Raw genomic sequence first — 15,369 nt, forward strand, 5'->3', positions numbered from 1 at the left:
GCACCGGATTGGCTTTCTGGAAGCCTTCCTTGAAGCCCATCGAGCCTGCGATCTTGAACGCCATTTCGTTCGAGTCGACTTCGTGGTACGAACCGTCGATCAGACGAACCTTCACGTCGACGATCGGGAAGCCCGCGAGGATGCCGTTCTGCATCGCTTCGCGAATACCCTTGTCGACCGCCGGGACATATTCCTTCGGTACCGAACCGCCGACCGTCGCGTTCTCGAACACGTAACCGGCACCGCGTTCCTGCGGTTCGATCTCGAGGACGACGTGGCCGTACTGACCCTTACCACCCGACTGGCGCACGAACTTGCCGTCCTGCTTGACCATCTTACGGATGGTTTCGCGGTACGCGACCTGCGGCTTGCCGACGTTGGCTTCGACGTTGAACTCGCGCTTCATGCGGTCAACGATGATTTCCAGATGCAACTCGCCCATGCCGGCGATGATGGTCTGACCGGATTCCTCGTCGCTGCGCACGCGCAGCGACGGATCTTCCTGCGCGAGACGCGACAGCGCGAGACCCATCTTTTCCTGGTCAGACTTGGTCTTCGGCTCGACCGCCATCGCAATGACGGGCTCCGGAAAGACCATGCGTTCCAGCGTGATGACGTCGTTCGGCGCGCACAGCGTATCGCCCGTCGTGACGTCCTTCAGGCCGACCGCCGCGGCGATGTCGCCGGCGCGGACTTCCTTGATTTCGTCGCGCTGGTTCGCATGCATCTGCAGGATGCGTCCGACGCGCTCTTTCTTGCTCTTGACCGGGTTGAACACGGTGTCGCCTGAGTTCAGCGTGCCCGAATACACACGGAAGAACGAAAGCGAACCGACGAACGGATCGGTCATGATCTTGAACGCGAGTGCCGAGAACGGCTCGCTGTCGCCCGCAGCGCGGGTGGCCTCCTTCTCGTTCTCGTCGATGCCCTTGACCGGCGGACGATCCGACGGCGCCGGCAGATAGCGGATGACCGCATCCAGCATCGCCTGCACGCCCTTGTTCTTGAACGCCGTGCCGCAGAACACCGGAATCAGACTCGTCGCCAGCGTGCCGGCACGAATACCCTGCATGATTTCCTCTTCCGAGAGCTCGCCCTCTTCGAGGTACTTGTTCATGAGATCTTCGGACGTTTCGGCAGCAGCTTCGACCATGAAGCTGCGCGCCGCTTCGCATTCCTTGACGAGATGCGCCGGAATGTCGCGGTACTCGAACTTCGTGCCCTGCGCCTCGACGTCCCAGTAGATCGCCTTCATCTTAATGAGGTCGATCACGCCTTCGAAGTTTTCTTCGGCACCGATCGGCACCTGCATCGGAACCGGATTGGCACCGAGGCGAGCCTTGAGCTGCGAAACGACCTTGCCGAAATCGGCGCCGGTACGGTCCATCTTATTGACGAACGCGAGACGCGGCACGCCGTACTTGTTGGCCTGACGCCAAACCGTTTCCGACTGCGGCTGCACGCCGCCGACCGCGCAGAGCACGAACACGGCGCCGTCGAGCACACGCAGCGAGCGCTCGACTTCGATCGTGAAGTCGACGTGTCCCGGGGTGTCGATGATGTTGAAGCGATGCTCGGGGAAAGACATGTCCATGCCCTTCCAGAAACAGGTCGTCGCGGCCGACGTGATCGTGATGCCGCGCTCCTGCTCCTGCTCCATCCAGTCCATCGTCGCGGCACCTTCGTGCACTTCGCCGATCTTGTGGTTTACGCCGGTATAAAAAAGAATGCGTTCGGTCGTCGTCGTCTTGCCGGCATCGATGTGAGCCATGATGCCGAAGTTGCGATAACGCTCGATGGGGGTAGTACGGGCCACAGTCGTTCCCTCAACTCTTACCAGCGGTAGTGCGAGAACGCCTTGTTGGCTTCCGCCATACGATGCGTTTCTTCGCGCTTCTTGACCGCGGAACCGCGGTTCTCGGCAGCTTCCAGCAGCTCGGCAGCGAGCTTGCGCGGCATCGAGTTCTCGCTGCGCTTGCGCGCGGCGTCGATGACCCAGCGCATAGCCAGCGCGGTGCGGCGAGCCGAACGAACTTCAACGGGCACCTGATAGGTCGCACCACCGACGCGGCGCGACTTCACTTCGACAGCCGGGGCGACGTTGTTGAGCGCCTTCTCGACCAGCGACAGCGAATCAGCGTTCTTCTGGCCGATATGATCGAGCGCTCCGTAGACGATGCCTTCGGCAACCGACTTCTTGCCGCTCTTCATCACCATGTTGATGAAGCGGGCGATCAGCTGGCTGTTGTGCTTCGGATCGGACAGCAGCACACGGGTGGGGGCGGAACCTTTACGCGACATGATTCAAGCCTTCTCTAATCAGGACTTCGGGCGCTTGGCGCCGTACTTCGAACGACCCTGGCGACGCTTGGCGACGCCGGCGGCATCGAGCGAACCGCGAACGGTGTGATAACGCACGCCGGGCAGGTCTTTGACACGACCACCACGGATCAGGACCACCGAGTGTTCCTGCAGGTTATGACCTTCGCCGCCGATGTAGCTGATGACTTCGTAGCTGTTGGTCAGACGAACCTTGGCCACCTTGCGCAGCGCCGAGTTCGGCTTCTTCGGGGTGGTCGTATAAACGCGGGTGCAGACGCCGCGGCGCTGCGGGCAGCTCTGGAGTGCCGGCGAGGCGCTCTTATAGGTCTTCGGGCTACGCGGTTTACGCACCAGCTGGTTGATAGTCGCCATTCGTGGATGCCTTAAGAAACAAAAGACAGGCCGAAACAAATCGACCTGCCAAGACGCAAGAGTTTAACAAGCGGTTGACAAGGGCGTCAACACGACGCCCTGGTCTTCACTTCCGTGTATTCGAACACGAGGCACGTCCTGCGCCTCATTTCGATGTCGTTTTTAGCGCTGCGAGAGCGCTGGGTACTCAGCCGTTGTCGTCGGCGGAATCGGCCACGAATTCGGTTACACCACCGCGAAGGGTTTCGATGTCCGAATCCGACAGGCCACCGGCCGCGAGGCGGCGACGTGTGGCGTGATAGGCCAAGCCAGTACCGGCCGGGATGAGACGGCCGACGATAACATTCTCCTTCAGGCCACGCAAGGTATCGCGCGTGCCACGAACGGCCGCTTCAGTAAGGACGCGCGTCGTTTCCTGGAACGATGCCGCCGAGATGAACGACTCGGTCGCGAGCGAAGCCTTGGTGATGCCGAGCAGCACCGGATCGAATTGCGCCGGCAGTTCGCCACGCGCATCCGCACGACGGTTTTCCTCGATCATGCGGATGCGGTCGACCTGCTCGCCGCGAAGGAATCGCGTGTCGCCCGAAACCGTGATCTCGACCTTGCGCAACATCTGACGAATGATCGTTTCGATGTGCTTGTCGTTGATGCGCACGCCCTGCAGGCGATAGACGTCCTGGATTTCCTTGACGAGGTAGGCCGCAAGCGGCTCGACACCGAGAAGGCGCAGGATGTCGTGCGGATTGGGTTCGCCGTCGACGACGGTCTCACCCTTCTCCACGTGCTCGCCTTCGAACACGATGACGTGACGCCACTTGGGGATCAGTTCCTCGTGCTCGTTGCCGTCGACGTCCTTGATGATCAGGCGCTGCTTGCCCTTGGTGTCCTTGCCGAAGCTGACGATGCCCGAACGCTCGGCGAGGATCGCCGGTTCCTTCGGCTTGCGCGCTTCGAACAGGTCGGCAACGCGCGGCAGACCACCGGTGATGTCGCGGGTCTTCGACGTTTCCTGCGGGATACGCGCGACCACGTCGCCGACGCCGACTTCCACGCCGTCCTGCAGCGACACGATCGCACCGGCCGGCAGGTAGTACTGAGCTGGAATGTCGGTGCCGGGCAGCTTCAGTTCCTTGCCCTTCTTGTCTTCGATGCGGACCGTCGGACGCAGATCCTTGGCCTGCGTGCCGCGACGCTTCGGATCGGTCACGACGGCGCTTTCGAGACCGGTCAGTTCGTCGGTCTGCGCCTGCACCGTCACGCCGTCGATGAAGTCGATGAAGCGCAGCACGCCGGCGACTTCCGACACGATCGGATGGGTATGCGGATCCCAGTTCGCGACGACCTGGCCGGCCTTGACCGGAGCGCCGTCCTTGACCGAGATCGTTGCGCCGTAGGGCACCTTGTAGCGTTCGCGTTCGCGGCCGTGCGTGTCGAGCACGGAGACTTCGCCCGAGCGCGACACGGCAACGAGATGACCCTGCGAGTGCTGCACGGTCTTGAGGTTGTTGAAGCGCAGCGCGCCGGTCGTCTTGACCTGCACGTTGTCGACGGCCGCGGCTCGCGACGCGGCACCGCCGATATGGAACGTACGCATGGTCAGCTGCGTACCCGGCTCACCGATCGACTGTGCCGCGATGACGCCCACGGCTTCGCCCTGGTTGACCAGATGACCGCGCGCAAGATCGCGGCCGTAACATTTCGCGCAGACGCCGAAGCGCGTTTCGCAGGTGATCGGCGAACGTACCTTGATCGACTGCACGCCGGCCTGGTCCATGCGATCGACGAGGAACTCGTCGAGCAGCGTGTTGCGCGTGACGATCGGCTGATCGTCGTTGCCCGGCGCGTAGACGTCTTCGGCCACGACGCGACCGAGCACGCGATCGCGCAGCGGTTCGACGACGTCGCCGCCTTCGACGATCGCGGTCATGGTCAGACCTTCGTACGTCTCGCAATCGTTGCTGGTGACGACCATGTCCTGCGCAACGTCGACGAGACGACGCGTCAGGTAACCCGAGTTCGCGGTCTTCAGCGCCGTATCGGCAAGGCCCTTACGCGCGCCGTGGGTCGAGATGAAGTACTGGAGGACGTCGAGACCTTCGCGGAAGTTCGCCTTGATCGGCGTCTCGATGATCGAGCCGTCCGGCTTGGCCATGAGGCCGCGCATACCGGCGAGCTGGCGGATCTGCGCCGCGCTACCGCGGGCGCCCGAGTCGGCCATGATGTAGATCGAGTTCATCGACTTCTGTTCGACCGACTCGCCCTTGGCGTTGAGCACCTTTTCGGTGCCGATGCCGCGCATCATCGCCTGCGCCACCTGCTCGTTCGTACGCGACCAGATGTCGACCACCTTGTTGTAGCGTTCGCCCGCGGTGACGAGACCCGACTGGAACTGCTCCTGGATCTCGACGACTTCCTTTTCGGCGACCTCGAGAATCGCCTTCTTCTCTTTCGGGATCCGCATGTCGTCGATGCCGATCGAAATGCCGGCGCGCGTCGCGTAGTGGAAACCCGTGTACATCAGCTGGTCGGCGAAGACGACGGTGTCCTTCAGGCCGAGACGGCGATAGCACGCGTTGATCAGTCGCGAGATGTTCTTCTTCGTGAGCTCGGTGTTGACGAGCGCGAACGGCAGGCCGGTCGGAATGATTTCGTGCAGCAGCGCGCGGCCGACGGTCGTGTCGACGATGTTCGTGCGCTCGACGAATTCGCCGGTGCGGTCGTCGCGATCGGTCAGCTTCAGGCGAACCTTGACCTTCGCATGCAGTTCGACGGCACGATTCTGATAGGCGCGATGCACTTCGGCGACGTTGGCGAAGATCATGCCCTCGCCCTTCACGTTCACGAGTTCGCGCGTCATGTAGTACAGGCCGAGAACGACGTCCTGCGTCGGCACGATGATCGGATCACCGTTGGCCGGGGACAGGATGTTGTTCGTCGACATCATCAGCGCGCGCGCCTCGAGCTGCGCTTCGAGCGACAGCGGCACGTGCACGGCCATCTGGTCGCCGTCGAAGTCGGCGTTGAACGCGGTACAGACCAGCGGATGCAGCTGGATCGCCTTGCCTTCGATCAGCACGGGCTCGAACGCCTGGATGCCGAGACGGTGCAGCGTCGGTGCGCGGTTCAGCATGACCGGATGTTCGCGGATCACCTCTTCGAGGATGTCCCACACCTGGGCTTCTTCGCGCTCGACGAGCTTCTTCGCCGCCTTGATCGTCGTGGCGAGGCCCCGGCGCTGCAGCTTGGAGAAGATGAACGGCTTGAACAGCTCGAGCGCCATCTTCTTCGGCAGACCGCACTGGTGCAGGCGCAGCGTCGGACCGACCACGATGACCGAACGGCCGGAGTAGTCGACGCGCTTGCCGAGCAGGTTCTGGCGGAAACGGCCCTGCTTGCCCTTGATCATGTCGGCGAGCGACTTGAGCGGGCGCTTGTTGGTGCCGGTGATCGCGCGGCCGCGGCGGCCGTTGTGCATCAGCGCGTCGACCGATTCCTGCAGCATGCGCTTCTCGTTGCGCACGATGATGTCGGGCGCATTGAGTTCGAGCAGGCGCTTCAGGCGGTTGTTGCGATTGATGACGCGGCGATACAGGTCGTTGAGGTCGGACGTCGCGAAGCGGCCGCCGTCGAGCGGCACGAGCGGACGCAGATCCGGCGGCAGCACGGGCAGCACGGTCATGACCATCCATTCCGGACGGTTGCCCGACTCCAGGAAGCTCTCGACGAGCTTGATGCGCTTGGACAGGCGCTTGAGCTTGGTCTCGGAGTTCGTGCTCGCGATTTCCTCGCGCAGCTTGATCAGTTCCTGGTTGAGATCGATCGCCTTGAGCAGCTCGTAGACGGCCTCGGCGCCCATGCGCGCGTCGAACTCGTCACCGTGCTCTTCGACGGCCTGCAGGTATTGTTCTTCGGTCAGCAGCTGGCCGCGCTCGAGCGCGGTCAGACCCGGCTCGACCACCACATAGGCTTCGAAGTACAGAATGCGCTCGATGTCGCGCAGCGTCATGTCGAGCATGAGACCGATGCGCGACGGCAGCGACTTCAGGAACCAGATGTGCGCGGTCGGCGATGCGAGCTCGATGTGGCCCATGCGCTCACGGCGCACCTTGGCCAGCGTGACTTCGGTGCCGCACTTTTCGCAGACGACGCCGCGGTGCTTCATGCGCTTGTACTTGCCGCAGAGGCACTCATAGTCCTTGATCGGGCCGAAGATCGCCGCGCAGAACAGACCGTCACGCTCGGGTTTGAACGTGCGGTAGTTGATCGTCTCCGGCTTCTTGACCTCGCCGAAGGACCAGGAGCGGATGAGGTCCGGCGACGCGAGGCCGATGCGGATCGAGTCGAAGTCCAGCGTCTGCCGCTGCTGGTTGAACAGGTTGAGCAAGTCTTTCATTTCGTAATCTCCTCAATCCGGCCGCTTACTTCGTCTCTTCAAGCTCGATGTTGATACCGAGCGAGCGGATTTCCTTCACGAGCACATTGAAGGATTCCGGCATGCCGGCGACCATTTCGTGGTTGCCGTCGACGATGTTCTTGTACATCTGGTTGCGGCCGGGGACGTCGTCGGACTTGACCGTCAGCATTTCCTGCAGCGTGTACGCCGCGCCGTAGGCTTCGAGCGCCCAGACTTCCATTTCGCCGAAGCGCTGGCCGCCGAACTGCGCCTTGCCGCCGAGCGGCTGCTGCGTGACGAGCGAATACGGACCGGTCGAACGCGCGTGCATCTTGTCGTCGACGAGATGGTTGAGCTTCAGCATGTGCATGTAGCCGACCGTGACCGCGCGATCGAACTGTTCGCCGGTGCGGCCGTCGATCAGCATGGTCTGGCCCGATTCGGGCAGACCGGCCAGCTTCAGCATGTGCTTGATCTCTTCCTCGAACGCGCCGTCGAACACCGGCGTCGCCATCGGCACGCCCTTGCTCAGGTTCTTCGCGAGCACCTTGAGTTCGTCGTCGTTGAACTGGTCGAGCTCGACGCGATCCTTGCCGTAGCTGTCCTTGTCGTGGTTGTAGATCTGACCGATGAACTTGCGCAGTTCGCCGGCCTTCTCGTTCGCCGCGAGCATGGCTTCGATCTTGTGGCCGAGGCCCTTGGCGGCCCAGCCCAGATGGACTTCGAGCACCTGACCGATGTTCATACGCGACGGCACGCCCAGCGGGTTCAGCACGATGTCGATCGGACGACCGTCAGCCGTGAACGGCATGTCCTCGACCGGAACGATCATCGAGACCACGCCCTTGTTGCCGTGACGACCGGCCATCTTGTCGCCCGGCTGGATGCGGCGCTTCACGGCCAGATAGACCTTGACCATCTTGAGCACGCCCGGCGCGAGGTCGTCGCCCTGCGTGATCTTGGCCTGCTTCTCCTTGAAGCGACGGTCGAACTCTTCGCGATGGCGACGGATCTGCTCGGCGGCGCGTTCGAGGAACTCGGCAGCGTCGTCGTCCTTGACGCTGAGCTTGAACCACTCGTCCTTCTTCAGCTCGTCGAGATACTCGTTGGTGATCTCGGCGCCCTTCTTCAGGTTGTTCGGGCCGTGGTTGGCGACCTTGCCGATGAGCGCCGCGCGCAGACGCGCGTAGATCGCGCCTTCGAGAATGCGGAACTGGTCGTCGAAGTCCTTCTTGACGCGCTTGACTTCCATTTCCTCGATCTGGCGCGCGCGCTTGTCCTTCTCGATGCCGTCACGCGTGAAGACCTGCACGTCGATGACGGTGCCGTCCATGCCCGGCGGCACGCGCAGCGAGCTGTCCTTCACGTCGGACGCCTTCTCGCCGAAGATCGCGCGCAGCAGCTTTTCTTCCGGCGTCAGCTGCGACTCGCCCTTCGGCGTGACCTTGCCGACGAGGATGTCGCCGGCCTTCACTTCGGCGCCGATGTAGACGACGCCGGATTCGTCCAGACGCGACAACGCCTGCTCGCCGACGTTCGGAATGTCGGCCGTGATTTCTTCCGGCCCGAGCTTGGTGTCGCGGGCGACGCAGGTCAGCTCTTCGATGTGGATCGTCGTGTAGCGGTCTTCCTCGACGACGCGCTCGGAGATCAGGATCGAGTCTTCGAAGTTGTAGCCGTTCCACGGCATGAACGCGATCAGCATGTTCTGGCCGAGCGCAAGTTCGCCGATGTCGGTCGACGGACCGTCGGCCAACGCATCGCCGGTCGCGACGATGTCGCCGACCCTCACGAGCGGACGCTGGTTCATGCAGGTGTTCTGGTTCGAACGCGTGTACTTCGTCAGCGTGTAGATGTCCACGCCAGCGTCGTTGTCGCCGACTTCCGACTCATGCGCACGCACGACGATACGGCCGGCATCGACCTGATCGATGACGCCGCCGCGCTTGGCAAGCACGAGCACACCCGAGTCGCGCGCGACGGCGCGCTCGATGCCGGTGCCGACCAACGGTTTCTCCGCGCGCAGTGTCGGCACGGCCTGACGCTGCATGTTCGCGCCCATCAGCGCGCGGTTCGCGTCGTCGTGCTCGAGGAACGGTACCAGCGCCGCAGCGACCGACACGGTCTGCATCGGCGAGACGTCCATGTAATGCACGTCGCTGGCCAGACGCAGTTCCGATTCGCCGCGGTAGCGGCAGGCGACGTACTCGTCGACGAAGCGGCGCTGCTCGGTCAGCGGCGAGTTGGCCTGCGCGATGACGAATTCGCCTTCGCCGATCGCCGACAGGTAGTCGACCTCGTCGGTGACCTTGCCGTCGACCACGCGGCGGTACGGCGTCTCGAGGAAGCCGTAGTCGTTCGTGCGCGCATAGACGGCGAGCGAATTGATCAGGCCGATGTTCGGGCCTTCCGGCGTTTCGATCGTGCAGACGCGGCCGTAATGGGTCGGATGCACGTCGCGGACTTCGAAGCCCGCGCGTTCGCGCGTCAGGCCGCCCGGACCGAGGGCCGACACGCGACGCTTGTGCGTGACTTCCGACAGCGGGTTGTTCTGGTCCATGAACTGCGACAGCTGCGACGAACCGAAGAATTCCTTGATCGCGGCCGCAACCGGCTTGGCGTTGATGAGTTCCTGCGGCGTCAGGCCTTCGGACTCGGCCAGCGACAGGCGCTCCTTCACGGCGCGCTCGACACGCACGAGGCCGATGCGGAACACGTTCTCGGCCATTTCGCCGACCGAACGCACGCGACGGTTGCCGAGATGGTCGATGTCGTCGACGACGCCGCGGCCGTTGCGGATTTCGCAGAGCGTGCGGATGACGTCGAGGATGTCCGAGGTCTGGCCGAGTTCCTTGACCAGCGACTTCGAATTCTCGTCGTTGCGCTCGGCCAGGTACTTGTGGTCGTACAGGATGCCCGGGCCGTTGTCGTCCTTGCGGCCGACGCGACGGTTGAACTTCATGCGGCCGACGCGATCGAGGTCGTAGCGCTCGAACGTGAAGAACAGATTGAAGAACAGGTTCTGCGCGGCTTCCTTCGTCGGCGGCTCGCCCGGGCGCATCATGCGATAGATCTCGACCAGCGCCTCGAGCGGCGTCTTGGTCGAGTCGATGCGCAGCGTCGAGGAGATGTACGGACCGCGGTCGAGGTCGTTGACCCAGAGCGTCGCGATCTTCTCGACGCCGCCCTTGCGGAACTTCTCGAGCAGCGTCTCGTTGAGTTCCTCGTTCGCCAGCGCGAGCAGCTCGCCGGTCTTGGTGTCGATGACGTCATGCGCGAGGATGCGGCCGAGCAGGTAATCGTCCGGCACTTCGAGCGAGCTGATGTTTTCTTTCTGCAGTTCGCGAACGTGGCGCGCGGTGATGCGCTTGCCGGCCTCGACGACGACGCGCTCGCCGGCGCGCAGGTCGAAGTTCAGCGTTTCGCCGCGCAGACGCTCGGCGACGAGTTCGAGTTCCGCGCCGCCCTGCTTGCCGAGCGTGAACACGTTTTTCTCGAAGAACAGGTCGAGCATCTCGGCATTGGTGTAGCCGAGCGCGCGCAGCAGCACCGTGACCGGCAGCTTGCGGCGGCGGTCGATACGCGTGAACAGGCAGTCCTTCGGATCGAACTCGAAGTCGAGCCAGGAACCGCGGTACGGGATGACGCGCGCGGAGAACAGCAGCTTGCCCGAGCTGTGCGTCTTGCCGCGGTCGTGATCGAAGAACACGCCCGGCGAACGATGCAGCTGCGAGACGATGACGCGCTCGGTGCCGTTGACGATGAAGGTGCCGGTGTCGGTCATGAGCGGAAGTTCGCCCATGTAGACTTCCTGCTCCTTGACGTACTTGATCGCCTTGTTGTTGGCCGGGCTCTCGCGATCATAGATGACGAGGCGCACGGTCACGCGCAGCGGCGCGCCGTAGCTCATGCCGCGCTGGCGGCACTCGCGTTCGTCAAACGGCGGTTCGCCGAGGCGGTAGCTGACGTATTCGAGGGCGGCATTGCCGGAATAGCTCGTGATAGGGAACACCGACTTGAGCGCCGCGTGCAGGCCTTTGTCTTCGCGTGCGGTGACACCGCCGGCGTCGAGCTGGAGGAATTCCCGGTAGGAATCCACCTGGATGGCGAGCAGGAAAGGCACGTCAAGCACGACGGGGCGCTTGCCGAAATCCTTGCGGATACGCTTCTTCTGGGTGAACGAGTAGGTCATGGTCGGGTACCGCCTCGGGTCGTCAAAACCGCCGCTGCGGAAACAGCGGCGTGGAAGGGAAAACGGGTATCGGCAAACGGTGTCGCACGAACTTTCGTCACGTCACGGCTTGCCGATAGCCGCAGTACAACGAACAACAGTGAAAGCCCGGGAGCTCTCGCCCCCAGGCTTTCGACTTGCCTGGACTAGCAGGCGACGCAACGCGTCGCTTACTTGATCTCGACGGTAGCGCCGGCAGCTTCCAGTTCCTTCTTGAACTTGGCCGAGTCGTCCTTGCTCACGGCGTCCTTGACGGTCGACGGAGCGGACTCGACGAGGTCCTTGGCTTCCTTCAGGCCCAGGCCGGTGATCGCGCGGACAGCCTTGATCACTTCGACCTTCTTCTCGCCCGCGGCCTTCAGGACGACGGTGAACTCGGTCTTTTCTTCGACCGGGGCGGCAGCAGCAGCGGCCGGAGCCGCAGCAGCGACCGGGGCAGCGGCGGAGACGCCGAACTTTTCTTCCATCGCCTTGACCAGCTCCATCACTTCGATGAGGGTCTTGCCGGCGATTGCTTCGATGATCTGCTCGTTGGAGAGAGACATGTTTTAACTCCTGGAAATAACGGCTAAGGTTTGAATTTCGTGACCGGCTGGCGTGTGGCTCAGGCCGCCTGCTTCTCACCGGCTGCCTTGGTAACGCGCGCGATCTGCGACGCGGGTTCCGACAGCAGGCGGACGAGCATGGTGGCAGGCTGGACGAGCACGCTGAGGAACATGCTGAGCGCCTGTTCGCGGGTCGGCAGCGAGGCGAGCACGTCAACGTGCGAGCCCGGGTATGCCTTGCCGCCCATGGCGACTACAACGGGTTTCAGCTTGTCCGCGCCCTTGGCGAAATCCTTGATCAGACGGCCGGCAGCACCGGGATCTTCCTTCGAGAAGGCGTACAGCAGAGGGCCGACCAGCGAGTCCTTGACGCACTCGTAATCGGTACCTTCCACTGCGCGCGAGACCAGCGTGTTCTTGGCAACTTTAAGAAACACACCGCTCTGACGTGCCTTTCTGCGCAGCTCGGTGAGCTGCCCGACGGTAAGACCCGCGTACTCGGCGGCGACCAGGGAATAAGCCGAGGAAGCCACATTCGCCAGTTCGGCAACGACCTCTTTCTTTTGCGCAAGATTGAGCGCCATTGCGTTCTCCGAACCGGATCGCCGCGCACTCCTGTGCGCACGCATCCATCAGCGAAACGGACCTTTCTTCCTTGTCGATCCGCTGGTATCTCGCGATACCGTTTTGGTGGCCGTTCCAGGAAAACCTGTTACGGGCGACACCATCTGCGCAGGCTTGCGGTTTTAAGACCTACGCGTCACGACCGGGAGCTTCCATCGCAGTACTGCGCTTCCCTGCTCTCCCGGGCGAGCCGCTACGATCGCCTGCGGTCTTTGACGGCGCCCGGCCGTCATGGCCGGGAGCCCTCAAAATTTGTCCGGCGCGCGATGCACCGGGGTGCGGCCTGCGCCGCGTTTGCGAATTACTGCTTCAGACCGAGCGTCGACTGGTCGACGATGACGCCGAGGCCCATGGTCGTCGACAGCGAGATCTTCTGCAGGTACTGACCCTTGGCGGCGGCCGGCTTGGCCTTCAGCAGGTCCGACAGCAGCGCGGTCAGGTTGTCCTTGAGCGCGCCGGGTTCGAAGTTCGCCTTGCCGATCGTCGCGTGGATGATGCCGGCCTTGTCGTTGCGGAACTTGACCTGACCCGCCTTCGCATTCTTGACCGCGGTGGCGACGTCGGCGGTGACCGAGCCGTCCTTCGGATTCGGCATCAGGCCGCGCGGGCCGAGCAGCTGACCGAGCTTGCCGACGACGCGCATCGCGTCCGGCGTCGCGATCACGCGGCCGAAGTTCAGTTCGCCGGCCTGCATCTTTTCGGCGAGATCGTCCATGCCGACGGCGTCGGCGCCGGCGGCCTTGGCCGCTTCAGCCTTTTCGCCCGGCGGGCAGAACACCGCAACGCGGATCGTCTTGCCGGTGCCGTGCGGCAGCAGGCTCGAACCGCGGACGCCCTGGTCCGACTTCTTCGCATCGATGCCCAGACGCACGGCGACGTCCACGGATTCGACGAACTTGGCCTTCGCGTTGTCCTTGAGGATCTTCAGCGCGGCTTCGACCGGATACGCCTTGCCCGGCTCGACCAGGCCCTGCATTGCTTTGAAACGCTTGCTCAGTGCCATTGCCTTAGATCTCCGTGTTCAGGCCCATGCTGCGCGCGCTGCCGGCGATCGTACGCACGGCGGCTTCGAGGTCAGCGGCGGTGAGATCCGGCATCTTGGTCGTCGCAATCTCTTCGAGCTGCTTGCGGGTGACCTTGCCGACCTTTTCGGTATTCGGACGCTTGGAGCCCGACTGGATGCCGGCGGCCTTCTTCAGAAGAATCGAAGCCGGCGGGGTCTTCGTAATGAACGTGAACGAACGGTCGGAGTACGCCGTGATCACGACCGGAATCGGCAGGCCCGGCTCCAGCTTCTGCGTGGCCGCATTGAAGGCCTTGCAGAATTCCATGATGTTGAGGCCGCGCTGACCGAGCGCGGGACCGACCGGCGGCGAGGGATTGGCCTGACCGGCCTTCACCTGCAGCTTGATATAGCCGACTACTTTCTTTGCCATTTTCTTCTCCGGGTATAGCGCCTGGACCTCAGGCTCCCCATCGCACCAGGGATTTCACGTGCCCTGGCGACACGTTTCACGTTTCGACGCGGCGCGCTGCCGTCAAGGCGCTGCGCTAGCGACGGCGATCAGGCTTTCTCGACCTGACCGAATTCGAGTTCGACCGGCGTAGAACGGCCAAAGATCAACACGGCGACACGCAGGCGGCTCTTTTCGTAGTTGACTTCTTCGACGACGCCGTTGAAATCGTTGAACGGACCTTCGGTCACGCGCACCATTTCGCCCGGCTCGAACAGCACCTTGGGCTTGGGCTTCTCGACGCCTTCCTGCACGCGGCGCAGGATCGCGTCGGCTTCGGAATCCTTGATCGGCAGAGGCCGGTCGGCGGTACCGCCGATGAAACCCATGACCTTCGAGGTTTCCTTGACGAGATGCCAGGATTCGTCGTCGATCTTCGGCGCCTTGTTCTCGGTGTCGGTCTCGATCTGGACGAGCACGTAGCCCGGGAAGAACTTGCGCTCGCTGCGGCGCTTCTGGCCGCCGCGCATTTCGATCACTTCCTCGGTCGGAACGAGGATGTCGCCGAACCTGTCTTCCATGCCGTTGCGCACGACGCGATCGCGCAGCGCTTTCGCAACCTGATGTTCGAACCCGGAATAGGCATGAACGACATACCAACGTTTGGCCATGACGAACCGCCTTACAGCTTGAGCAGCCAATCCATGACGACGACCTTGAGCAGCAGGTCGATCAAGCCGAGGATCAGACTGATGATGATGACGACGACGATGATCACGCCGGTCGTACGAAGGGTTTCCTCGCGCGTCGGCCAGACGACCTTGCGCAACTCGATGCTCGATTCCCGGAGGAAGAAGCGCGTGGAGCGGCCCAGAGCGGTCTGGCTGCCGACGAACACGGCTGCAACGAACGCGGCGAGCAGGCCGAGCACGCGCAGCACCTGCATCGCGTCGGCGAAATAGTAGAAGCCCGCGATACCGCCCACGAGAATCAGAGCGGCCAGCGCGAGCTTGGCGATATCGGCGGCACTGGTGCCGGAAGCTTGTTCGACTTTCGCGTTCATGTCCCTGCTGCCGAAGCGGCCTTTGCGGTGGCGCAATTGCGCCTCGTGCTCGCGCCGGACCTGCAATCAATGGCACGCCAGGAGGGACTCGAACCCCCAACCTGCGGTTTTGGAGACCGCTGCTCTGCCAATTGAGCTACTGGCGTACCGCGTAAAACCCTGTTACTGCCGAAACGGCGATGGCGGCTCGCGCCGCCACTGCCAGTTCCGGCCGTCCCGCACGATTTCAAGTCATGCGGGGCGCGTTTCTTTTTCAGGCGAAGATCTTGGCGACGACGCCGGCGCCGACGGTACGGCCGCCTTCGCGAATCGCGAAACGCAGGCCTTCGTCCATCGCCACCGGGTTAATCAGCTCCACCACC

General features: G+C 63.0%; 11 protein-coding genes, 1 tRNA gene and 1 pseudogene. All 13 read right to left on the reverse strand.

Going from position 1 to position 15,369, the window contains the following annotated elements; genetic code table 11:
* Positions 1 to 1,816, reverse strand: a 1,816-nt coding sequence (fusA, locus tag VLF18_RS09000; protein WP_325279294.1) for an elongation factor G, incomplete at its 3' end; no start/stop codon positions are given.
* Positions 1,817 to 1,833: 17 nt separating this feature from the next.
* Complete coding sequence (gene rpsG, locus VLF18_RS09005) at positions 1,834 to 2,301, reverse strand: 30S ribosomal protein S7 (RefSeq protein ID WP_325279295.1); 468 nt, start codon at positions 2,299 to 2,301, stop codon at positions 1,834 to 1,836.
* Positions 2,302 to 2,319: 18 nt separating this feature from the next.
* Complete coding sequence (gene rpsL, locus VLF18_RS09010) at positions 2,320 to 2,694, reverse strand: 30S ribosomal protein S12 (RefSeq protein ID WP_313915336.1); 375 nt, start codon at positions 2,692 to 2,694, stop codon at positions 2,320 to 2,322.
* Between the two features lie 187 nt (positions 2,695 to 2,881).
* Positions 2,882 to 7,090 carry a DNA-directed RNA polymerase subunit beta' gene (rpoC, locus tag VLF18_RS09015; RefSeq protein WP_325279296.1) on the reverse strand — a complete coding sequence of 1,403 codons (4,209 nt, stop codon included), beginning with the start codon at positions 7,088 to 7,090 and terminating at the stop codon, positions 2,882 to 2,884.
* 25 nt (positions 7,091 to 7,115) lie between these two features.
* Positions 7,116 to 11,282 (reverse strand): DNA-directed RNA polymerase subunit beta, encoded by a 4,167-nt coding sequence (gene rpoB, locus VLF18_RS09020; protein ID WP_325279297.1) that lies wholly within the window; start codon positions 11,280 to 11,282, stop codon positions 7,116 to 7,118.
* Between the two features lie 209 nt (positions 11,283 to 11,491).
* Positions 11,492 to 11,866: a 50S ribosomal protein L7/L12 gene (gene rplL / locus VLF18_RS09025; protein ID WP_257386846.1), complete on the reverse strand. Its 375-nt coding sequence runs from the start codon at positions 11,864 to 11,866 to the stop codon at positions 11,492 to 11,494.
* A gap of 59 nt (positions 11,867 to 11,925) precedes the next feature.
* The gene (rplJ, locus tag VLF18_RS09030) at positions 11,926 to 12,450 is read right to left on the reverse strand and encodes a 50S ribosomal protein L10 (RefSeq protein WP_325279298.1); all 525 of its coding nucleotides are present in this window, start codon (positions 12,448 to 12,450) and stop codon (positions 11,926 to 11,928) included.
* Between the two features lie 341 nt (positions 12,451 to 12,791).
* Positions 12,792 to 13,493, reverse strand: a complete 702-nt coding sequence (rplA, locus tag VLF18_RS09035; protein ID WP_325279299.1) for a 50S ribosomal protein L1 — start codon at positions 13,491 to 13,493, stop codon at positions 12,792 to 12,794.
* Between the two features lie 4 nt (positions 13,494 to 13,497).
* Positions 13,498 to 13,926, reverse strand: coding sequence for a 50S ribosomal protein L11 (rplK, locus tag VLF18_RS09040; protein ID WP_255916829.1), 429 nt, complete (start codon positions 13,924 to 13,926; stop codon positions 13,498 to 13,500).
* 128 nt (positions 13,927 to 14,054) lie between these two features.
* Positions 14,055 to 14,615 carry a transcription termination/antitermination protein NusG gene (nusG, locus tag VLF18_RS09045; protein ID WP_325279300.1) on the reverse strand — a complete coding sequence of 187 codons (561 nt, stop codon included), beginning with the start codon at positions 14,613 to 14,615 and terminating at the stop codon, positions 14,055 to 14,057.
* An 11-nt stretch (positions 14,616 to 14,626) separates the two neighbouring features.
* Complete coding sequence (gene secE / locus VLF18_RS09050; protein WP_325279301.1) at positions 14,627 to 15,007, reverse strand: preprotein translocase subunit SecE; 381 nt, start codon at positions 15,005 to 15,007, stop codon at positions 14,627 to 14,629.
* 70 nt (positions 15,008 to 15,077) lie between these two features.
* Positions 15,078 to 15,153: transfer RNA gene (locus tag VLF18_RS09055), tRNA-Trp, on the reverse strand.
* A gap of 107 nt (positions 15,154 to 15,260) precedes the next feature.
* A pseudogene (locus VLF18_RS09060) lies at positions 15,261 to 15,369 on the reverse strand (elongation factor Tu); the annotation flags it as partial.

The sequence above is a fragment of the Tahibacter sp. genome (assembly GCF_035481375.1).
GTDB lineage: Bacteria > Pseudomonadota > Gammaproteobacteria > Xanthomonadales > Rhodanobacteraceae > Tahibacter.